Source organism: Flavobacterium sp. CS20 (genome assembly GCF_018080005.1).
In the GTDB taxonomy this organism is placed as follows: domain Bacteria; phylum Bacteroidota; class Bacteroidia; order Flavobacteriales; family Flavobacteriaceae; genus Psychroflexus.
The window spans coordinates 2,740,447-2,762,463 of record NZ_CP073015.1; the positions used below are offsets into that span (position 1 = coordinate 2,740,447).

At 32.9% G+C, this 22,017-nt stretch carries 12 protein-coding genes and 3 pseudogenes; 11 read left to right on the forward strand and 4 right to left on the reverse strand.

What is annotated here, in order from left to right; translation table 11 throughout:
- Positions 1-27 precede the first annotated feature (27 nt).
- From IGB25_RS13030 to IGB25_RS13060, 7 genes and pseudogenes are all read left to right on the forward strand, one after another.
- Positions 28-249: pseudogene (locus tag IGB25_RS13030) on the forward strand (DUF2795 domain-containing protein).
- 413 nt (positions 250-662) lie between these two features.
- A complete protein-coding gene (secA, locus tag IGB25_RS13035; protein WP_211065373.1) occupies positions 663-4,028 on the forward strand; it encodes a preprotein translocase subunit SecA in 3,366 nt (1,121 codons plus the stop codon).
- A gap of 13 nt (positions 4,029-4,041) precedes the next feature.
- A complete protein-coding gene (locus IGB25_RS13040) occupies positions 4,042-4,530 on the forward strand; it encodes a DUF4199 domain-containing protein (RefSeq protein ID WP_211065374.1) in 489 nt (162 codons plus the stop codon).
- Positions 4,531-4,578: 48 nt separating this feature from the next.
- The gene (gene trxA / locus IGB25_RS13045; protein ID WP_211065375.1) at positions 4,579-4,878 is read left to right on the forward strand and encodes a thioredoxin; all 300 of its coding nucleotides are present in this window, start codon (positions 4,579-4,581) and stop codon (positions 4,876-4,878) included.
- Complete coding sequence (locus IGB25_RS13050; protein ID WP_211065376.1) at positions 4,875-5,558, forward strand: head GIN domain-containing protein; 684 nt, start codon at positions 4,875-4,877, stop codon at positions 5,556-5,558. Before trxA ends, IGB25_RS13050 begins: the two co-directional genes overlap by 4 nt.
- 625 nt (positions 5,559-6,183) lie before the next feature.
- Positions 6,184-7,060 (forward strand): annotated as a pseudogene (locus IGB25_RS13055) (flavin reductase family protein).
- A 4-nt stretch (positions 7,061-7,064) separates the two neighbouring features.
- Complete coding sequence (locus IGB25_RS13060; protein WP_211065377.1) at positions 7,065-7,439, forward strand: DUF3127 domain-containing protein; 375 nt, start codon at positions 7,065-7,067, stop codon at positions 7,437-7,439.
- A gap of 23 nt (positions 7,440-7,462) precedes the next feature.
- Here IGB25_RS13060 and IGB25_RS13065 read toward each other — a convergent pair whose 3' ends face one another.
- Positions 7,463-9,148 (reverse strand): glycosyltransferase family 39 protein, encoded by a 1,686-nt coding sequence (locus IGB25_RS13065; protein ID WP_211065378.1) that lies wholly within the window; start codon positions 9,146-9,148, stop codon positions 7,463-7,465.
- A gap of 143 nt (positions 9,149-9,291) precedes the next feature.
- Positions 9,292-10,683: a dihydrolipoyl dehydrogenase gene (lpdA, locus tag IGB25_RS13070; protein ID WP_211065379.1), complete on the reverse strand. Its 1,392-nt coding sequence runs from the start codon at positions 10,681-10,683 to the stop codon at positions 9,292-9,294.
- A gap of 215 nt (positions 10,684-10,898) precedes the next feature.
- Between lpdA and pruA the strand changes: the two are divergent.
- Positions 10,899-12,523: pseudogene (gene pruA / locus IGB25_RS13075) on the forward strand (L-glutamate gamma-semialdehyde dehydrogenase).
- Positions 12,524-13,241: 718 nt separating this feature from the next.
- Positions 13,242-15,977 (forward strand): LuxR C-terminal-related transcriptional regulator, encoded by a 2,736-nt coding sequence (locus IGB25_RS13080; protein WP_211065380.1) that lies wholly within the window; start codon positions 13,242-13,244, stop codon positions 15,975-15,977.
- A 578-nt stretch (positions 15,978-16,555) separates the two neighbouring features.
- On the opposite strand, the gene gdhA is transcribed toward IGB25_RS13080, so the two are convergent.
- Entirely contained in the window at positions 16,556-17,905 is a 1,350-nt protein-coding gene (gene gdhA, locus IGB25_RS13085; protein ID WP_211065381.1) for an NADP-specific glutamate dehydrogenase, read from the reverse strand.
- Positions 17,906-18,101: 196 nt separating this feature from the next.
- On the opposite strand from gdhA, the gene IGB25_RS13090 reads away from it, so the two are divergent.
- Both IGB25_RS13090 and recO read left to right on the forward strand, forming a co-directional pair.
- Positions 18,102-20,414: a T9SS type A sorting domain-containing protein gene (locus IGB25_RS13090; RefSeq protein ID WP_211065382.1), complete on the forward strand. Its 2,313-nt coding sequence runs from the start codon at positions 18,102-18,104 to the stop codon at positions 20,412-20,414.
- A complete protein-coding gene (gene recO / locus IGB25_RS13095) occupies positions 20,414-21,133 on the forward strand; it encodes a DNA repair protein RecO (protein WP_211065383.1) in 720 nt (239 codons plus the stop codon). Before IGB25_RS13090 ends, recO begins: the two co-directional genes overlap by 1 nt.
- Here the strand turns inward: recO and IGB25_RS13100 are convergent.
- Entirely contained in the window at positions 21,126-21,920 is a 795-nt protein-coding gene (locus tag IGB25_RS13100) for an MBL fold metallo-hydrolase (protein ID WP_211065384.1), read from the reverse strand. The genes recO and IGB25_RS13100 overlap by 8 nt on opposite strands.
- Between the last annotated feature and the right edge of the window lie 97 nt (positions 21,921-22,017).

Here is a 22,017-nt window from a genome sequence, read left to right on the forward strand (position 1 = left end):
TTTGCAGAAATATTAAAATTTAAAGAAATGTACTGGACTTTAGAGTTAGCGTCATATTTGAGTGATGCTCCTTGACCGGCAACCAAAGACGAATTGATAGACTATGCCATACGAACTGGTGCACCTCTTGAAGTAGTAGAAAATTTACAGTCTATTGAAGATGAGGGTGATACTTACGATTCTATTGAAGAAATTTGGCCAGATTATCCTACTGATGAAGATTATCTCTGGAACGAAGATGAATATTAAATGATTTTCAAATAATTTAGTTATCCAAAGTCTCTTCAAAGAGACTTTTTTTATAAAATTTTTACATTTAATAAGATAATTTTGATGTCACAGCTTTTGGCAAAACCAAATGTTTCAACATCGAACCTCTCGACAAGATTGAGCAAACTTAGTCGAGATGTAACTTGCTCACCACTCCTATAGAACTTAAACAAAATGATTTCAATATCAATATGTTAACTAAAAATTAATTCACATAGGGTAGGTAAAATATTTTGAACACGCATGAGTTCTCTTTCAAACAAATTTCTGGTTTTAACACAACCTTGACAATTTGGCACAAAAAAAGATTAATCAACTAAATTTTAACGCAACTGACAATCTTAGCATACTTTTTGTTTTAACTTTGAAACTGCAAAAATTTATAATCCATTATGGGCATTTTAGATACCGTACTTAAAACTTTTGTTGGTGATAAAACCAAGAAAGACCTTAAACAAATATATCCAATTGTTGATCAAATCAAATCTTATGAGTCTGAACTCGAGAAACTTGATTTAGAACAGCTTAGACAAAAAACACTTGATTTTAAAGCTAAAATTAAAGCGGCTAACGCAGAAGAGTTAGACAAGATTGAAGCACTAAAAAAAGATGCCGATACTTGTGAAGATATCGATGAAAAAGAAAATATTTATACCCAAATAGATGACTTAGAAGACGTGGTCTATAAAAATTCTGAAAAAGTTTTGGATGACATTATGCCTGAAGCTTTTGCCGTTGTTAAAGAAACCGCCAAACGCTTTTTTCACAACACTGAACTTCGTGTAAAAGCTACAGAATTTGATCGTGAGCTTTCTGCTGAAAAAGACTACATCAATCTTGATGGTGATTACGCTATCTGGTCTAACTCTTGGGATGCCGCTGGAAAACCAATCACTTGGGATATGATACATTACGATGTGCAACTTATCGGCGGTATCGTTATGCATCAAGGCAAAATAGCCGAAATGCAAACAGTGGAAGGAAAAACCTTAGTAGCGACTTTACCGATGTATCTCAACGCATTGACGGGCAACGGTGTTCATCTCGTCACAGTCAACGACTATTTGGCTAAACGTGATAGTGCTTGGATGGCTCCAATTTTTCAATTTCACGGCTTGAGTGTTGATTGTATAGACTACTACAAACCCAACTCTGCTGAACGTCGCCGAGCTTATAAATGCGATATCATTTACGGAACAAACAACGAGTTTGGCTTTGATTATCTCCGTGATAACATGAGCCATTCAACTGATGATTTGGTGCAACGCAAACACAATTATGCCATTGTTGATGAGGTCGATTCGGTTTTAATTGACGAAGCTCGAACACCCTTAATCATTTCTGGTCCAGTTCCTAAAGGAGATGTGCATGAATATGACCAACTGAAACCTAAAATCAATCAGCTTGTTGAGATTCAAAGAAAATTCTTAGTCAAAGAACTTGCCGAAGCTAAAAAACTCATTGCTAATGGCGATACTAAAGAAGGTGGTCTGAAACTTTACCGAGTCTTTAGAGGTTTGCCTAAAAACAAAGCTCTCATCAAATATTTGAGTGAAGAAGGCATCAAACAACTCTTGCAAAAAACTGAAAACCACTACATGCAAGACAACAATCGCGAAATGCCAACCGTTGACAAAGACTTGTATTTTGTGATTGAAGAAAAAAACAACCAAATTGACTTAACCGACAAAGGTGTCGATTTTCTATCAGGAGAAGATGATCCTGACTTTTTTGTGATGCCCGAAATAGGAACAGAAATCGCTAAAATAGAAAATGAAGGGCTTTCTAAAGAAGAAGAAATTCAAAAGAAAGAAGAACTTTATAGAGATTTTGGCGTAAAAAGTGAACGTATTCACACTATGCGTCAATTGCTAAAGGCTTACACGTTATTCGAAAAAGACACCGAATATGTAGTCATGGACAACAAAGTGAAAATTGTTGATGAGCAAACTGGTCGTATCATGGACGGACGCCGATATTCTGATGGTTTACATCAAGCTATTGAAGCTAAGGAAAATGTAAAAATTGAAGATGCCACCCAAACTTTTGCAACTATTACTTTGCAAAATTATTTCCGAATGTATAGTAAACTGTCAGGGATGACAGGAACAGCGGTAACCGAAGCTGGCGAGTTTTGGGAAATTTACAAACTGGATGTGATTGAAATTCCGACCAACAAACCCATAGCACGAGACGACAAGGAAGATATGGTTTACAAAACTAAACGCGAAAAATATAACGCCATTATAGACGATGTTGTCAAATTATCAAAAGCAGGAAGACCAAGATTGATAGGAACAACTTCTGTTGAAATTTCTGAATTGCTTAGCAAAATGCTCAACATCAGAAAAATTAAACACAACGTTCTTAACGCCAAATTACACAAACGCGAAGCCGAGGTCGTTGCCGAAGCTGGAAAAAGCAGTGTGGTAACCATAGCGACCAATATGGCTGGACGTGGTACAGATATAAAACTTACCGATGAAGTTAAAAAAGCTGGTGGTTTAGCCATCGTCGGAACAGAACGCCACGATTCTAGACGTGTGGACAGACAGTTACGCGGGCGTGCAGGTCGTCAAGGAGACCCAGGAAGCTCACAGTTTTATGTCTCTCTTGAAGACAATCTTATGCGTTTATTTGGTAGTGAACGTATTGCCAAACTCATGGATCGTATGGGGCTCAAAGAAGGCGAAGTGATTCAGCATAAAATGATTTCAAACTCTATTGAACGTGCCCAGAAAAAAGTAGAAGAAAATAATTTTGGTATTCGTAAACGTCTTTTAGAATACGATGATGTTATGAACGCTCAACGTGAGGTGGTTTACAAACGTCGTTTTCACGCATTATTTGGCGAACGCTTGCGTATAGATATTGCCAATATGATTTACGATACAGCAGAAAGCATTGTCAACATCAACAAACAAGCAGAAGATTATGCCAATTTTGATTTTGAACTCATCCGCTTTTTCTCTATGGAATCACCTGTTGATGAAACGGAATTCAAAAAAACATCTATAGACAAGCTTATTGATAAAGTTTACGAAACAGCTTATAAACAGTATGAAGAAAAAATGGTAAAAAGTGCTGAGCAAGCTTTTCCAGTCATCAAACAAGTTTATGAAACTCAAGGCGATAAATTTGAACGTATTGCTGTGCCTTTTACCGACGGACAAAAAACACTTCAAGTTGCTACTAACTTGAAAAAAGCTTACGAAAGCAACGGTAAGCAATTGATAACTGATTTTGAAAAAAACATCACTCTCGCTATTATTGACGAAGCTTGGAAAAACCATTTACGCAAAATGGACGAACTCAAACAAAGCGTTCAATTAGCCGTACACGAGCAAAAAGATCCTTTGCTGATTTATAAGTTTGAAGCCTTTGAGCTCTTCAAAGTTATGCTTGATGAGGTCAATAAAGACGTGGTGTCATTCTTGTTTAAAGGAGAATTACCTGAAAGAGACAACACTCATATTCAAGAAGTTAGACAAACCCGCCGACCTGAAAAAGTTCAAACCCGAAAAGACGAAATTCAAAATCTAGATGAACGTGCAGCCGCTTCAAGACAGGCTGGTCAAAATGCTAGCAACCAAGGCAATCAAGTTGTAGAAACTATAGTTAGAGACAAACCTAAAATAGGAAGAAACGATATTGTGACCATTAAAAATATTGAAACTGGGGAAAACAAAAGCTTAAAATATAAAAAAGCTCTTCCTATGCTCAATCAAGGCCAATGGGTTTTGGTTGAACAAAATTAAGCCTAATAAAGTCATGGAAAAATTTAAAATTGAATTCAAATGGGCATCGATTTTTACTGGTATTAATTTGATTTGGATTTATATTGAAAAATATTTAGGGCTACATGACAAATATATCGATTACCAGTCTATTGTAAGTCTCGTTATGTTGCTTCCTTTAAGTTTGTGTATTTATATGAGTTTAAAACAAAAACGCGAAGACTACTATAAGGGCGAAATGACTTGGCAAAAAGCCTTTATTTCTGGTTCATTATTGAGTCTGCTCGTGGCAGGTTTATCGCCAGGACCCGTTTATGTGATGTCTCAATATGTCTCTCCAGACTTTTTTGAAGTGGCAAGAACGACCAATGTAGCAAGAGGAATGAGTGAAAAATTTGCCGAGCAACTTTTTAATCTAAACACTTATATCAGTCAAGCCATAATGTTTTACTTAGCCTTTGGCGTTATGATTTCAGCTGTGATTGGATTAGTTGTAAAACGTCAATCAACTCAAAAGTCTTAAAAGCTAAAGTTCAACTTAATTTTTTATATTTAACATTAAAAAAAGAAAATGAATTCAAATTTTAACAGCATTATTAAAAGTAAAACACCTGTTTTAATTGACTTTTATGCCGATTGGTGTGAAATATGTAAAATGTTAGCACCCATTTTAAAAGAGGCGAAATCTGAATTAAAAGACAACATCAAAATCATTAAAATTGATGTTGACAAAAATCAAAATTTAGCAAAACAATATCAAGTTCGCGGTGTTCCTACAATGATTTTGTTTAAAGACGAAAAACCCGTTTGGCAACAAAGTGGCGTTTTACAAAAGCAAGATATTATTAATATAATTAATCAACACTCATGAAAAATTTAGTTATAATTTTAATAGGTTTTTTACCTGTTTTAGGATTTACACAAACCGAAGAAGTTGTTATCAATAAAAACATTCAGGCTCTTAGAATTTCAGCAGGCATACAAGTTGAATTAACGACCAACGCTAAAGTCAACAAAATTGAAGCTGACAAACGTGTTTTGGAAGCCATAAATTATAAAGTTAGCGACTATGAACTCAAAATAGGTTTATCATTAGAAACTATTTTTGACGGTGATTTTCCTTTAAAACTTAAAGTTTACACTAAAAATATTGATCGACTTAATGCCGTTCAAGGTTCTACAGTAGAAATTCAAAACCTGATTAAAACAGACCGATTTTTTGTTCGTGCTACCGAAGGCTCAATTGTATCTGGCGAGTTTAAAACGCAATCTCTTGAGCTCAAAGCACTTTCAGGCGGAATCATTGACATTAGCGGAAAAAGTAAAGATCAAGATGTATTAGTCAATACTGGCGGTGAATACAAAGGGAAAAAATTAAAAACCGAAAACACAACTGTTAAAGTTACTTACGGAGGCAATGCGGTTGTTTTTGTTACAGAAAACTGCGAAGCCAAAATTGTTGTTGGTGGCAATATTGATGTTTATGGCAATCCAAAGTATGTGAATGAAAAAACCACTTTTGGTGGTAAAGTTAATATTTTTAAAGACTAATAAAAACTGATGGCTTAACTCAGTTTTTTAACATAACTAAAACATTAGTTAAAATAACTTGAGTTCGATTTATAGAAATCTATAAATCAGATGATTACATCTTTTTGTTAGCAAATTTTGACATTTCGAGCCTTTGGAAATTTTGAATTTCATTTAATGAAAAGCGACATTTTATGAGTTAGAATCGAAAAAATCGACCTACAAAAATTTATCGTAAAATTTGAAGTGAGTCCCGCACGTGCTGGATAGGCATTGAACGATAAATTTAGATAAATATTTGTAAGCCTAGACTTTTTTGTTGAAGCCTGTCCTGAGCACAGTTGAAGGGTTTTGGGCGATGCAAAAAAGAAAAGAATAAACGTTGTAATTATCTAAATATGTGAATATTATAAAAAAAACGTCATTGGTACGAAGAATGAGGATAAATCTCATCCTACTGAGATGTCTCGTCGCTTATGCTTCGCTCTGCTGATATGACAAATGATTAAATATCTGTATTTTATATGAATATCTTTTATTGGAATTTATATCGAACTCACGTTAAAATAAATCAAAACAGAAATATCTTAGCACAGAGCTATATCTTAAAGTGAATGTTTTAACTTTGTAAGACAAATTTTAAAAAATGATAAGTTTTAATTCATCCGATTTAGAAACACCAGAAATTTATGGATACTTAGTTGTCGCCGTTGGTCCAAGACCTATTGCTTTTGCAAGCACTTTGAGCAAAGATGGTACTCCAAATTTATCACCGTTTAGTTTTTTTAATATGTTTAGTTCCAATCCACCAAGTATTGATTTTTTCACCATTAAGGCGGATGAGAAACAACACAACAAAACACACGCTTGTCAATTGTAAAGAAACCAAAGAAGTTGTTATCAATATTGTTAATTATGATATTGTTCAGCAAATGTCTTTGTCAAGCACAGAATATAACGAAGGTGTTAACGAATTTGTAAAAAGCGGTTTAACGATGCTTAAATCTGATATTGTTAAGCCTTTTCGGGTTGAAGAATCTCCTGTTCAATTTGAATGTAAAGTAAAAGATATTATTGAGTTAGGTCAAGAAGGAGGAGCTGGAAATTTGATTGTTTCAGAAGTCGTAAAATTGCATATATCAGAATCTGTATTAGACGAAAACGGAAAAATAGATCAGTACAAGTTAGATCAAGTGGCTAGAATGGGAGGGAATTGGTACACAAGAGCCAACAGAGGTATGTTTGAAGTGCCAAAGCCTTTGTCGCAATTGGGTATAGGCGTAGATCAAATCCCTCAAAACATCAAAAACAGTAAAATTTTAACTGGAAATGATCTCGGTAAGCTTGGTAATGTTGAGACTTTACCAGAAAAACATCAAATAGATGAATTTTTGAAAGAAGAACATCTGCTTGAATTTGTTAAACATTCTGATGATACAGGATTACACCAAAAAGCTCATGAATATTTAAAAGGAGATGATACCTTTGCGACTTGGTGTATTTTATTATCAAAAAAATCATAATATTATGGAAGTAGAAGGCAAAATAAAAGTAATTGGCGAAACTAAAGAATACGGAAGCAACGGTTTTCGCAAACGCGAAGTCGTCATCACAACAGAAGAGCAATATCCACAGTTTTTGAACATTGAATTTATTCAAGACAAAACCCAATTAGTTGATAAATTTTCTGTAGGTGAAAACGTGAAAATCGGAATTAATCTTAAAGGTCGAGAATGGGTGAGTCCACAAGGCGAGACCAAATACTTTAACTCTATTCAAGGTTGGCGAATAGAGCGTTTAGACCAAAGCCAAAATCAAGATGCTTCAATTCCGCCAACAGATCAATTTGAACCTGTAGATGATCTTAACGAAGAAGATCCTGAAGATGACTTACCGTTTTGATTTGTGTAAAATTCTTTTGAAGTCTAATCAACAACTTTAATCAAAGTATCTTTTGAATTTGTAGTAAAGCCAAGCTTAGAATTTATACTTATTGTAAAAGTATAAATGCTGGTGTTTAATGTTTCAGGTACTTTAAAAGTTGTTTTTAAAGTTTTGATTTCATTTGCCTTTAATGTCTTAAGCTCTGGCAAGACTAAACGCACAGATTCAAATTTTGTTGGGTCGTCTTTTAAAAAAGCAATGTAAAAACTAAGAGGCATTTGTTTATCATCAAAGCGATAGTCAATATTGGTTGTGTTTGAAATTTCTAAAATGATATCATAAGTTTTCCCTTTTTTCAAAGTCTTATCCTTTATATCATATTTAATTTTGATATATCTTGAATCTTGATAGTAATCAACAAACCAACCTTTAAAAAGATTATCATTAAATTGATATTCAGAGGCGTAATGTGAATTCATATCATATATAAAAACTTTTTGTCCAAAATATTTTTTCTCCCAAGCCCACAATTCAAATTGGGTATGTCGTTTTCTATAAAAAGGTTTATTAGCCACTTTGGCTTCTGAGTTTGCAAAATAATAGGTCGCAGGTTTTTGAAAAGAACCTTTAAATATGACGGGTTTATCTTCTACAAATTCTTTCATTGTCTGGTAGTAAGATGTTTTATTGTCATCAAAACTCTGAGCTGGAAGTTTGTCTAACGAAATTAAAACTCTAGCTACTAAAACTAAACTAACCAAACTAACTACAACATATTTTATGGAATTATAAGATTGCGACAACTGGAGTAAATAGGGATAAACAATATAAATTATAGGAATACTTACAATAGTTGTCCAATGAGCCTCAACTCGACCTTTCAAAGTCATCAAGGTGAAAAATAATAGAATGCCAGCACCGACGAATCGCATAGTTTTTTTAAAATTATCATTTTCCTTTTTATTGAAAATTAAAATCAAAAACAAACTCAAGAAAAAAGGATTAAAAACAGCAAACTGTCCTGGTATAAATTCTAAAATGTATTTTATTTTAAAACCTTGAGAGCGATCAACTAAGTGGTATTTGAATGAAATAAAATCGTTTTGAAATAGCCAAATAAAATGTGGCAAAACAAGTATCAAAACCATTACAAAGAGAAACCAAAATCGCTTTTGCTTGATAAGTCGCCAATGCAAAACCAAAACTAAAAATATAATCAAAAAGGCGTGGTATTTGCTATAAATCATACCAGCAACAGTAATGGCTAACAAAAAGATGTCTGATGCTTTTCTTCGGGTTAAAAAATGCTTAAAAGCCCAAGTAAAGCCTGCAAAAAAGAAAAGTAAGGCTGTATCGGGTGCGGTCAAAAAACCATATACAGAAAACATCGGCAAACTAAAAGCCAATCCATAAAAGTACAAAACTTGTGAAGTAGTTTTTCTGTATTTATCATCTAAGGTTTGCCAAATTATCCAAACGGTTAATGTATGAACAACAACACTAAAAAAGCGTACTGCCCAAAGATCGTTAAAAAATAAGTCTCCAAGATAGGTTAACACTGCTACCATTGGCGGATGATCAAAATATCCCCAATCTAAATATTGACCCCAAACATAATAATAGGCTTCGTCGTGCTTTATACCTGTTGTTGAGATTTGAATTAAATCAATAATAAACCAAAGCCCAAGTAAAATATAAAATAGCGTTTTGCTATTTAAGGGTTTCATAAACAAATAACTGAATTAATTTTTTATTAATTAGACAAAATAAAAAGACGACTTAACAAAAAGATTTAAGCTTAAAAACCTGCAATAAGTTTTTGTAGATACAAAAAAATCCAAGGGAATTAAAATCCCTTGGAGAAGTGTTTTTATAGGTGAATAACCTCGCCATAAGCATCAGCAACCGCTTCCATAACGGCTTCACTCATGGTTGGGTGAGGGTGAATAGCTTTTAAGACTTCATGTCCTGTAGTTTCCAATTTACGAGCTACAACAGCTTCGGCAATCATATCGGTCACACCAGCACCAAGCATATGGCAACCAAGCCATTCGCCGTATTTAGCATCAAAAATCACTTTCACAAAACCGTCTTTAGTGCCAGCAAAGACGGCTTTACCAGAAGCTGAAAATGGGAATTTGCCAACTTTAAGTTCGTAACCTGCATCTTTGGCTTGCTTTTCAGTCATACCAACGCTTGCTATTTCTGGATTAGAATAGGTACATCCAGGAATATTGCCATAGTCAATCGGTTCAACTTTTTGTCCAGCAATTTTTTCAACACATAAAATGCCTTCAGCAGAGGCGACGTGAGCTAAAGCTGGACCGTGAGTAACATCGCCAATGGCGTAATAGCCTGGGACATTGGTTTGGTAATAATCATTAACTACAATTTTATCTTTATCGGTTTTGATGCCTACATCTTCTAAACCTATGTTTTCGATATTGGTTTTAATACCTACTGCAGACAAAACGATATCGGCTTCTAATGTTTCTTCGCCTTTTTTGGTTTTTACTTTAGCTTTGACTTTTTTGCCTGATGTATCTACGCTTTCTACAGAAGAATTTGTCATGATTTTAATCCCGCGTTTTTTGTAAATGCGTTCAAATTGTTTTGAAACTTCTTCATCTTCAAGAGGAACAACATTTGGTAGAAATTCCACAATGGTTACATCAGTTCCCATATCGCTGTAAAAACTAGCAAACTCAACACCAATGGCACCCGAACCAACAACTATCATAGATTTGGGTTGTTTGTCTAATGTCATGGCTTTTCGGTATTCAATCACTTTTTCGCCATCAATAGGTAAATTAGGTAATTCTCTTGCATGTGCACCAGTAGCTATAATGATATGGTCAGCTTCGTAGTCTGTGGTTTTGTCTTTGTTATCTTTTACGCTAACTTTTTTTCCTTTTTTAACTGTGCCATAGCCTTCAAGGACATCAATTTTATTTTTTTTCATTAAAAACTGAACGCCTTTACTCATCCCGTTGGCGACTTCACGGCTACGCTTGATCACAGCAGAAAAATCTTTATCGGCTTTTTCAACTTTTAAGCCGTAATCTTCAGCGTGATTCAAATAATTAAAAACTTGAGCGCTTTTTAGTAAAGCTTTTGTTGGAATACAACCCCAATTCAAACACACACCACCGAGGCTTTCTTTTTCTACAATTGCTGTTTTTAGACCCAACTGCGAAGCTCTTATGGCTGTAACATATCCGCCAGGACCGCTTCCTACTACTATGACATCATACTTACTCATGTTAAAATATTTTCTGATTATTATAATTTGCAATTTACTAATATTAGAGATAATGAGTGTTATTTTATATCTTTTTTAGTGGTTTACAGTGTAAATTTTAAAACGTTAAAATCTCTCTTTAACTTTTAGAAAACCTTATCAATTTAATATTCTTAGTTGTTATAGATTTTTTATCTTTAGACACTTTCAAAATAAAATTAAAAACTTAAATAATTATGGGAAAAGGATTTTTTCAAGTGCCACCAGCGGTCAATGAACCTATTAAGTCTTACGCTCCAGGTACACCAGAGCGAGAAGAAGTATTGCAAACGTATAAAACTATGTATGAGTCTCATATAGAAGCACCTCTGTACATAGGAAGTCAACAAATTAAGTCAGGCAATACAAAACCGATCAATCCACCTCACGACCATCAGCACGAAGTTGGTGTTTATCACAATGCAGAACAAAAACACGTACAACAAGCTATTGACGAAGCATTAAATGCCAAACAAGCTTGGGCGGATTTACCTTGGGAACAACGTGCGACTGTATTTCTTAAAGCTGCAGATTTAATTTCAGGACCTTATCGTCAAAAACTCAACGCTGCAACTATGATTGGTCAAGGCAAAAATGTTTTTCAAGCCGAAATAGATTCTGCTTGTGAGATTTCTGATTTCTTGAGATTTAATGTAGAATATATGAGTCAGATTTTTGAAGAACAACCAGAATCTGATTCTGAAGCGTGGAATCGTGTTGAACACCGACCTCTTGAAGGTTTTGTTTATGCTATTACGCCTTTTAATTTTACGGCAATTGCTGGAAACTTGCCTACTAGTCTGCGTTGATGGGCAATGTTACGGTTTGGAAACCTAGCGACAGTCAAATATTTTCTGCCAATGTTTTAATGGAAGTTTTTCAGCAAGCAGGTATTCCTGACGGTGTTATCAATATGATTATTGGTGATCCTGAAATGATTACAGATACCATTTTGGCTCACGAGGAATTTTCGGGTATTCACTTTACAGGAAGCACGACTGTTTTTAAAGGAATTTGGTCAAAAATTGGTCAAAATATTCACAACTATAAATACTACCCAAGAATTGTGGGTGAAACTGGAGGCAAGGATTTTATTGTTGCTCACAAATCTGCCAATCCAAAAGTGGTTTCAACAGCTTTGGCTAGAGGTGCTTTTGAATATCAAGGTCAAAAATGTAGTGCGGCTTCAAGGGCTTACATTTCCAAAAGTATTTGGCTAGAAGTAAAAAAAATGTTGATAGAAGATGTCAAATCTTTTAAAATGGGTTCACCAGATGATATGAAAAATTTTATCAACGCCGTCATTCATGAAGTCGCTTTTGATAAACTCGCAAAATACATAGATCAAGCCAAAAAAAGTGATGAAGCTAAAATTATAGTTGGTGGAAGTTATGATAAATCTAAAGGCTGGTTCATAAACCCGACAGTGATTGAAACCACAAATCCGAAATATGAAACCATGGAAACCGAACTGTTTGGTCCTGTGCTAACCATTTATGTTTACGATGATGATAAATATGAAGAAACCTTAGATTTAGTCAATGATACAAGCATTTATGCACTTACAGGTTCTATCATTTCAACTGATCGCTATGCGGTGGCTTTAGCTACCAAAAAACTTGAAAACTGTGCAGGAAATTTCTACATCAATGATAAATGTACAGGTGCTGTAGTCGGCAGACAACCTTTTGGTGGTGCAAGGTCAAGCGGAACTAATGATAAAGCAGGTTCTAAATTAAACCTACTGCGTTGGACTTCTCCACGATTGATTAAAGAAACTTTTGTGCCTGCAACAGATTATAGATATCCTTTTATGGGATAACAAGCTGAATTGACCTGATATTAAAACCCTACTGAGCTGTAAAAGTTTTGTAGGGTTTTTAAAATTTTAATAGATAAATATAATGATATTACGTGATTTGAAAACCTCTAATTCTAATAGTCTAATTTCGAGATTTAAGTCTCATGATTTTTTAGGGAAGAAAAGATATAGACCTTGGACAGTTATACAAAAAGAATTCTATCCAATCGCTTGACCTTGCATTCTGAGATGATAATCATTTAAAACCAATATAATCAAGGTGTTTTTTATGCTCTAAAGCGAGACCACATTTTTGTTGAAGACATCTTTTAGGCTTGTGCTATAGGTAAAAAATAAATATATTTACAAAACTATGGGATGTCATAAGTTTAATACTGATTTCTGTAATTTTTTAGTGGTTATTCAGGTTAACAAAAGATTCTATATACAAAAAATTGTGTAATCGTTTTTTATGCTAAGCATCTAGTTATGCTCGATACATACCTTGGTCAAAGCAATCCATTTGGACTGAAGTGCAAAGGTTATCATTTTGTGAATCAGATACTGCTTTAAGCGTTGCATTATAATATCTAACAAAAATTAAATTGTAACTTTGGGTAACAAAAGACCAATTTATATAAATTCATAAAAGGATGATTCATTAAACTTCTAAAGTTGAGATAGACTTTAATTCAAGCTATTAAAAGTGAAGTTTTACTTTAGCAAAATATTCAAATAAATGTTAATAATAAAAAATCTTAAGTTAGTAGTTCTGATTGTTTTATTTCCTTTTTATAGTTTTTATTCACAGGAATTGCTACCACCTATTACTAATTTTAGTCCAAATGTTTATAAAGTCTTTGCTCAAAATTGGGATATCGATATTGATGATAAAGGATTTGTTTACCTAGCAAATAATCAAGGTTTATTAAAATATAATGGATTAAGTTGGTCTATCTATGAATTACCAAGAAACAATGTCGTTAGATCTGTGCATGCAAAAGATTCTCTCATATATACGGGTGCTTATAATGAGTTTGGTTATTGGGAAAAAAACTCTACAGGCAAACTGGTCTATAAATCCCTAAAAGATAAAGCTAAAGATTTTTCTGAAATTGATGAAATATGGCAGATTATATCAATTGGAGAACTCATTTATCTCAGATCTTTTGGAAAAATCTACGTTTATGATGGAGAAGAAATATCAATTGTTGCACAGATGAATCCAGAAACTATGACGTCATTTCACAATCAATTGTATATTTCAGATCGGCATAGAGGGCTTTGTGTATTAACGGATGAAGGATTTAAAAAATTGGTAGATCAAGATAGTCTTGGCGGAGAAAAAATTTTGGATTTTAGCACATTTAGGAACAAATTAATAATAGCTACAAAAAGTACAATTTATGAATATTCTGATTTAAAAATTAAACCCCTTGGAAACATTTCTCTATGGGAAAAATTAAAAAAATGGGAAATAAACAAAATAGAAGTCTTAGATTCTCAAACTATTGTGATAGGAACTGTTAAAAACGGAATAATTGCTTATAACTTAAATAATAATGACATTCAAGTATTAAATAGAATTAATGGATTGCAAAATAATACAGTCCTTTCTTTAGAGAGTTTTGATAAAATATTATGGATTGGTTTAGATTATGGAATAGATAAAGTTGAGTTGAGTTCACCTATTAAGCTTTTCACAGAAAGTACAGGTGAATTGGGAACCGTTTATGATGTAGATTTTGTAAAGAACAAGACCTATATTGGAAGCAATCTTGGGGTTTATACTTTTAAAGACAAAAAACTAGAAATTTTGCCAGGTACCGAAGGTCATACTTGGAATCTTTATAACAATGAAGATACATTATATATCAACCACAATGCAGGGACTTTTTTTTATATAAACAACAAGCTTGAAAAGATTGAAACTAAAACAGGTAGCTTTAAGATTGAAAAATTACAAAACAAAAAAAAATCCGAATTTTTAATAGGAACTTATACAGGATTGAGACATTATAAAGACTCGATAAAAAACATCCCTAACTTAAATTTTCCTATTAAAGATTTTCAGTTATATAATAATTCAGATTTATGGTTATTAGGTCTTTATGAAGGTTTATATAAGGTTGAATTCGATTCTACTTTTAGCAAAGTTATTGTTGAAAAAGTTGAAATACCCAATGGTAAAATTGATGCAAATACAAGGATAATGAGTATCAAAAATCAGTTTACTGTTTTCAATAACGGCGAGTGGTTCAAATACAATCCTTTTGAAGGTAAATTGGAAAGTTTTGAAGATTTTAATTTTTTAAAAAATAAAAAACCAATATTTAATGATGCTAAGATATTCTGGTTTTTAGATATAGAGAGTAAAACTTTTTATATGACAGATTTTGATGATTTTCATATAGACCTTAACTCAAAACAACTAAAAGACAGACTTGTCAAAAATTTCGAGAATATAATTTTTAAAAAAGATTCCATTTATTTGATAACTTTAAAAGACGGATTCTCTGAAATCGATCTCACTAAACTTGATCATCACATTCCTAATAAAGTTTATCAAAAACCTGAAGTTGTTGGAATCAGAAATGAAAAAGAAAGATTCAATTTAGACATTCAATATTTACCCTATAAAAAGTCAAGAGATATTTATATAGACATCGCTTATCCTTTTTCTATGAACATCGATTTAAAATATAAATTAAACTCTTATGAAACTTTAAAAAAAGGAACAATAAATGATGGTGTGATCAATTTTCAAAATTTAAATCACGGAGACTATGTGCTTCATTTTTATACTGAAGACACAAAACGAGGTATAGTAAACTTGAGTTCATATAAATTTACTATCTCTCCACCTTGGTATGCTTCTGTTTATATGAGGATAGTTTATGTTTTATTATGTTTATTGATAATTTATTTGATTTTTAAAATTAATAAATATAAACTAAAAAAACATAGGCAGAAATTAATTGCAGACTATGAAAGACATAAATTAGAAGAATCCAAAAGACAAGAAAAAGAAAAACTTATTGATAAGCTTAATTTTAAAAGTAAAGAATTAGCTAATACTACACTGACTTTAGCCAAGAAGAATGAAATCTTATTAGAACTTCAGAAAGAGATAAAAAATAATCAAGACGCTTTTAAAAATAAATATAAACTCAAAAATATATTGACTAAAATCAATAATGCTTTAAACAATAAAAATGAATGGGATGTTTTTGAAACTAACTTAAATGAAATTCATGACGAGTTTTTTAAAAAACTATTGAAATCATATCCAGATCTTACTAATTCAGACTTGAAACTCTGTGCTTATCTTAAAATGAATATGACCTCTAAAGAAATTGCTCCACTTTTAAGAATTTCACTAAGAGGTGTAGAAGTGCATAGATACAGGTTAAGAAAAAAACTTAACTTAAAAAGTAACCAGCATTTAAATAATTTTTTGATAAAAAATTTTTAAAATATCCGAGCAATATTTCTTTATTTTATACTGAATTTCAGTAAAATAAGTCAAAATAATAGATGGATAAAATTAGCCTATCATTTTCCTTGGGATGAATGTGTTAAAATTTATTCCAATTACTTATGGGGAAAAAATTGAAATCATAGAAAATGGATAAATCCATTCACAATCAAATATTTGCAAACCCTAACCAGCGGTTTAAATCGTTGGCTATGGGAAATGCACAATCCTAAGCGTTTCAACGGTTTTAAATAGCATTATTCGTTCAAATTGGTATAAATTGACGTGAGTTCGATTTGTTGAAAACTGTAAATCAGATGATTGCATTTTTTTGTAAGCAAATTTTGTCATTTCGAACGAAGAATGAGGAGAAATCTCATCCAACTGAGATGTATCGTCGCTCATGCTTCGCTCTATCGACATGACAAATGATTAAATATCTGTATTTTATATGAATATATTTTATTGGAATTTATATCGAACTCACGTTAAATTACTTATTTCGTCGGTCACATTTTAAGCAAAAAAAGCTCGGCAAATGACCGAGCTTTTTTGATTTTTAGCGAATTGTAAATTTAAACTGTACCTTGAGCAAGCATTGCATCTGCAACTTTTACAAAGCCTGCAATGTTAGCACCTTTGACATAATCTATACTGCCATCTTCAGTTTTGCCATATTTTATGCAAGCATCATGGATGTTTTCCATAATGTCTTTCAGCTTTTGGTCAACTTCTTCAGAAGTCCAACCGTATCGCATAGAGTTTTGCGTCATTTCAAGACCTGATGTTGCTACACCGCCTGCATTAGAAGCTTTGCACAGTGAAAAAATCACATTTTCCTTTTTAAAATGATTAATAGCATCTAAGGTACATGGCATATTGGCACCTTCAGCAACAACTTTAACTTGTTTGTTAACTAGTTTATAAGCATCGTCACGGTCAAGTTCATTTTGAGTAGCACAGGGCATTGCAATATCAATTTCTGTACCAATATCCCAAGGTTTTTTTCCTTCAAAATACTCAACATGGTCAAATTCATCTGCCATTTCATAAATTCTCCCTCGGCGAACATTTTTTAGATTTTGTAAATAGGCAAATTCTTTTGAGTGAAATCCTTCTGATGAATATACAAATCCAGATGAATCTGACAAGGTAACAACTATTGCTCCTAACTGAATTGCTTTTTTATATGCATATTGGGCAACATTTCCTGAACCAGAAATTGCAATTTTCTTGCCTTTTATTCCTTCATTTACATATTTCAACATATTTTGAGTATAGTAAACTACACCAAATCCTGTAGCTTCTGGTCTCATAAGTGATCCACCATAAGACAGACCTTTACCAGTCAAAACACCTGTAAATTCATTTTGCAGGCGTTTGTATTGCCCAAACAAATAGCCAATTTCTCGAGCACCTACGCCAATATCGCCAGCGGGAACATCTGTATCATTCCCAATATGTTTGGCTAATTCTGTCATAAAACTTTGACAAAAACGCATCACTTCGTTATCTGATTTTCCTTTAGGATCAAAATCTGAACCGCCTTTTCCGCCTCCAAGTGGAAGTGTGGTTAAGCTGTTTTTAAAAACTTGCTCAAATCCGAGAAATTTAAGAATACTCAAATTTACGGAAGGATGAAATCTTAATCCGCCTTTATATGGACCAATAGCAGAGTTAAATTGAACGCGATAACCTCGGTTAACTTGTATTTGACCTTCGTCATCTAACCAAGTTACTCTAAAGGTGATGATACGCTCAGGCTCTACCATGCGCTCTAAAAGCATTTTGTCTTGATATTGTGGGTTTTTCTCTATAAAAGGAATAACTGTTTCTGCAACTTCTTTTACAGCTTGCAAGAATTCTGTTTCTCCTGGGTTTTTTTGTTCTACTGAGTTTACAAATTCTTCAATTTTTGATTTCATAATTATGGATATGGTAAAAAATTAGACTTATTTTAATAAAACACAAATATAAAAATATTTTAGGCTTTTAAATTAAAAAAATGATAAAACAAAGACATATTTTGCAATTTAAGTTTAAACCCGTTTTATAATTTTTATAATTACATTTACAGTCTAATATCTACAATAAAACATAGACTGATTTAGTTATATTTATATGAAAGTTGTAAAACTAATTTTTTGTCTTTTTATCTACAATTTAGGGTTGGCTCAAGATTTTTCTAATCAATGGACGGGCTATTTTTCATACTTAGATATCCGAGATATTTCAGTAGGCAATGACAGGGTTGTTGCAGCTGCAGAAAATGCTATTTTTGAATACAATCCTATTTCTCAAACTCAACTTAAAACGGATGCGGTTAATGGCTTAGAAGGTAGCGAAATCAGTGCAATTCATTATTCTGAAGCTTTTGGTTTAAGCATTATTGGCTATGAAAATGGTCTATTGCAAGTAGTTATGGATAACAATGGGCAAGTGTTTACCATTGTTGATATTTTGAATAAACAAACCATTGCTCCTGATAACAAAAGCATTAATCATTTTTTAGAGTTTGAAGATAAGGTGTTTATCTCAACAGAATTTGGCATTGCAGAATATAATCTTGCCAATTTAGAATTTGGAGATTCTTTTTTTATAGGTCAAAATGGAGAGCAAATCAATGTAACACAAACCGCAGTTTTTAACTCAACTATTTACGCTTCAACTTTTGGCGGTTCTGTTCGATTTGCCAATGTTGATGATCCAAATTTAGTTGACTTTGATGTTTGGCAAACCATAGGCTCGTCCGACTGGCGTGGCATTATCAATTTTGAAAATCAACTCCTTACCGTTAGAGTTGACAATAGTTTATTTGAAATAGAAAATAATAATTTAAACTTTATCAGGCAGTTTCCTAATGAAGTCAAGCAGTTAAATCAAGATGAAAACCAACTCATTGTTGTGACACCAAATACCGTTCACATTTTAAATGCTCAACTTAATGAAATTGGTCTTGTCAATGCTTTATTTGAAGACATAGAATTAGATACCAATTTTAATACAGCTAGAATTTTAAATGACAATTTATTTATTGGCGATGCTAAGTTGGGTCTTTTGCACATGGACGATATCAACGCCACCACATTCCAAAGAGTAAGTCCAGATGGACCAATTTTAAATTCTGTTTTTAGCTTGACCAGTTTTCAAGATGAACTTTGGGTTGTTTATGGTGGTTATAATCATTTTTTTGTTCCTTTTAGAGTAGAAAATCGAGGCGTGAGTCATTTTACTGGTGAAAATTGGTCAAATTTAACGACTGAAGATCTCGGAAATACTAGGCTGATAAGTGATGCAACTGTAGATATCAATAATCCAAGTCGTGTTTATTTATCGAGTTACAGAGATGGTTTACTGATTTTAGAAAACGAAGAAGTTGTAATCCGATTAGATCCAACAAATTCAAATTTAGAAAATACTGATGGAGGGAATGGTCCTATAATAGGTAACACAAGAATTGGAGCTTCGGTTTTTAATAACCAAGGCGATTTATATATGAGTAATTCTATTACAGAAAATCCTTTAAAACGATTAACAGGCAATAATCAAATTGAAATAGCAGATTTATCAGACACTTTTATTGAACCTTTTGGCACAAGTTCTGGCAAAGTTGCAACAGATAATCAAGGTAATGTCTATTTAGCAACTTTTAGATTTGGGTTGTTTGGTTATCAGCCATCAACAGGTTTAAGCGGTAAAATTGCTAGAGATGTTGAGGGCGTTGATCTACCAGAGGTGTTTGAGCCTAATCCTGCCATAACGGCTATGGAATTTGACCACAACAATAGACTTTGGATTGGTACAGCAGAAGGACTACGTGTGGCTTTCAATCCACAAGCAATGTTTGATGAAAATGCTCAACTTAATGTATCGCCTATTATTTTTTTAGAAGACGGCGTACCTCAAGAGTTGTTGTTTCAACAATTCATCACAGACATTAAAGCCGATGGTGCTGGTAATATGTGGATAGCCACAGCAGATTCTGGCGTATTTCAAGTTAATTCTACAGGTCAAGAAACTTTAAATCAATTTACACAAGACAATTCGCCATTGCCTTCCAATAGTGTAATTAGCATTGAAATCAATGGTGCAACAGGCGAGGTCTTTTTTGGTACTGATAGAGGTTTGGTTTCGTTTCAGAGCAGAGTAACTGACGGCGTTGATAATCTAGAAAATGTCAGGGTGTTTCCCAATCCAGTAAAACCTGGTTTTTCTGGTGTTGTTACCATTGATGGTCTTACTGATAATGCCAACGTAAAAATCACCGATGTTACGGGTAACTTGGTGTATGAAAAATTTGTCTCTGGCGGAAGTATTCAATGGGATACACGTGCTTTTGGTAAACATTTAGTGGCTTCAGGCGTCTATATGGTGCTTATTACTCGTGAAGATCAAATTGAAAATCAAGTAAGTAAAATTATGATTATCAGATAATGTTTGTCAAAACCCAAGCTGTTGTTATTTCTAACGTAAAATATCGTGACTCTGACTTAATTGTAAAATGTTATACCAAGGCTTTAGGCAGTGTAACCTTTATGGTAAAAGGGGTTTTGAAGTCAAAAAAAGGAAAATTTAGAGCTTCTATGTTTCAGCCTTTAAGCTTGATCGATATTGAAATGCAATACCGCAACAAAAGCCATTTAGAATATTTTAAAGAAGTTCAACTCTCACATCATCTCAACGAGTTACAGAGTAATGTTTATAAATCATCTTTGGTGATGTTTTTATCTGAAATCCTAAAGTCAGTCATTGTTGAAGAAGAACAAAATGTAAAACTATATAAATTCATAAATGAGAGTGTTTTATATTTAGAAAACACAACAAAATACGCCAATTTTCATATTGCTTTTATTTTAAAACTTTCTTCATTTTTAGGCTTTTATCCACATCTTTCAACTCATAAGGATGAAATTTATTTTAACCTCAGCGAAGGCTTATTTCAAAATTTTGAAAGTCCTTATACATTAAATCTTGGACTCTCAAATCTGTTTTCTGAATTTATAAGAAACGACTTTAACAATAACCAACATTTGCAACTATCAAAAAAACAACGCTCAGATATTTTAAAACTTCTAATTAATTATTATGAGTTGCATATTGAAAATTTTAAATCGCCTAAGTCACTTGAAGTTATAGAGCAAATTTTTAGTTAGTTTGATTAGGATACCAATCTAACAGACTAACTTCTATTGCATCGTTCTGAGATAAAACCAATTCTTTAAATTTTTCTACATCATAAATGTATGGTTTATCATCTTTTAAACCCCTGTAATGATAAGGCAAAACTTTTTTAGGCTGAAAAGAAAGCACAGCTTCGGCGACTTTTTCTGGAGACATGGTATATGGCAAATTCATACACATAAATGCAAGGTCGATATCTTTTAGACTTCTCATTTCTGGAATGCCTTCAGTATCGCCACTGATATATACCTTATAATTATCTTTAGAAAGCACATAACCGTTGCCCCGACCTTTTGTATGAAACTTCAAACGCCCTTCAGTAACATTATACATTGGAATACCTTTTATGTTAAAACCATGAAAATCAAAAGATTCACCGTTTGAAAGTATTTTAGTTTTATTTTGTAATTCTTTTGGCATCTTTTCATAAACCGCTTTAGGTGCAACTATATCATAAGTTTGCGGTATATTTTGTAAAGTTTCTATATTCAAATGGTCTGGATGAATATCAGTAATTAAGACTAAACTTGGCTTAGGCATATCTCTAAAAGCATCGGCTCCGCCAGTGGGGTCTGCATAAATCACCTCATCAGCCCAAGTCATCACAAAAGTAGCGTGCTCTATTGGCATCACTTTAAAAGGACTTTCTTTTTTTGCTTCAGTTTTTTGTTGATGTTCTGAAGTTTTGTTGTCGCTTTTAGGTTCAGATTTACAACTTACAATCAATAATAAAATGGAGAGTTTAAAAAAGGCTTTCATAATGTCAAAATTTTATTACAAATATAAATAAAAACATTGAAAACCTGAGAATCAAATTTTGAGCATCATCAAGACATCTTGAGAGTATTTTAATGTG

Coding starts and splice junctions, on each gene's coding strand:
- secA (WP_211065373.1), top strand. CDS start 663: ATGGGCATTTTAGATACCGTACTTAAAACTTTTGTTGGTGATAAAACC.
- IGB25_RS13040 (WP_211065374.1), top strand. CDS start 4,042: ATGGAAAAATTTAAAATTGAATTCAAATGGGCATCGATTTTTACTGGT.
- trxA (WP_211065375.1), top strand. CDS start 4,579: ATGAATTCAAATTTTAACAGCATTATTAAAAGTAAAACACCTGTTTTA.
- IGB25_RS13050 (WP_211065376.1), top strand. CDS start 4,875: ATGAAAAATTTAGTTATAATTTTAATAGGTTTTTTACCTGTTTTAGGA.
- IGB25_RS13060 (WP_211065377.1), top strand. CDS start 7,065: ATGGAAGTAGAAGGCAAAATAAAAGTAATTGGCGAAACTAAAGAATAC.
- IGB25_RS13065 (WP_211065378.1), bottom strand. CDS start 9,148: ATGAAACCCTTAAATAGCAAAACGCTATTTTATATTTTACTTGGGCTT.
- lpdA (WP_211065379.1), bottom strand. CDS start 10,683: ATGAGTAAGTATGATGTCATAGTAGTAGGAAGCGGTCCTGGCGGATAT.
- IGB25_RS13080 (WP_211065380.1), top strand. CDS start 13,242: ATGTTAATAATAAAAAATCTTAAGTTAGTAGTTCTGATTGTTTTATTT.
- gdhA (WP_211065381.1), bottom strand. CDS start 17,905: ATGAAATCAAAAATTGAAGAATTTGTAAACTCAGTAGAACAAAAAAAC.
- IGB25_RS13090 (WP_211065382.1), top strand. CDS start 18,102: ATGAAAGTTGTAAAACTAATTTTTTGTCTTTTTATCTACAATTTAGGG.
- recO (WP_211065383.1), top strand. CDS start 20,414: ATGTTTGTCAAAACCCAAGCTGTTGTTATTTCTAACGTAAAATATCGT.
- IGB25_RS13100 (WP_211065384.1), bottom strand. CDS start 21,920: ATGAAAGCCTTTTTTAAACTCTCCATTTTATTATTGATTGTAAGTTGT.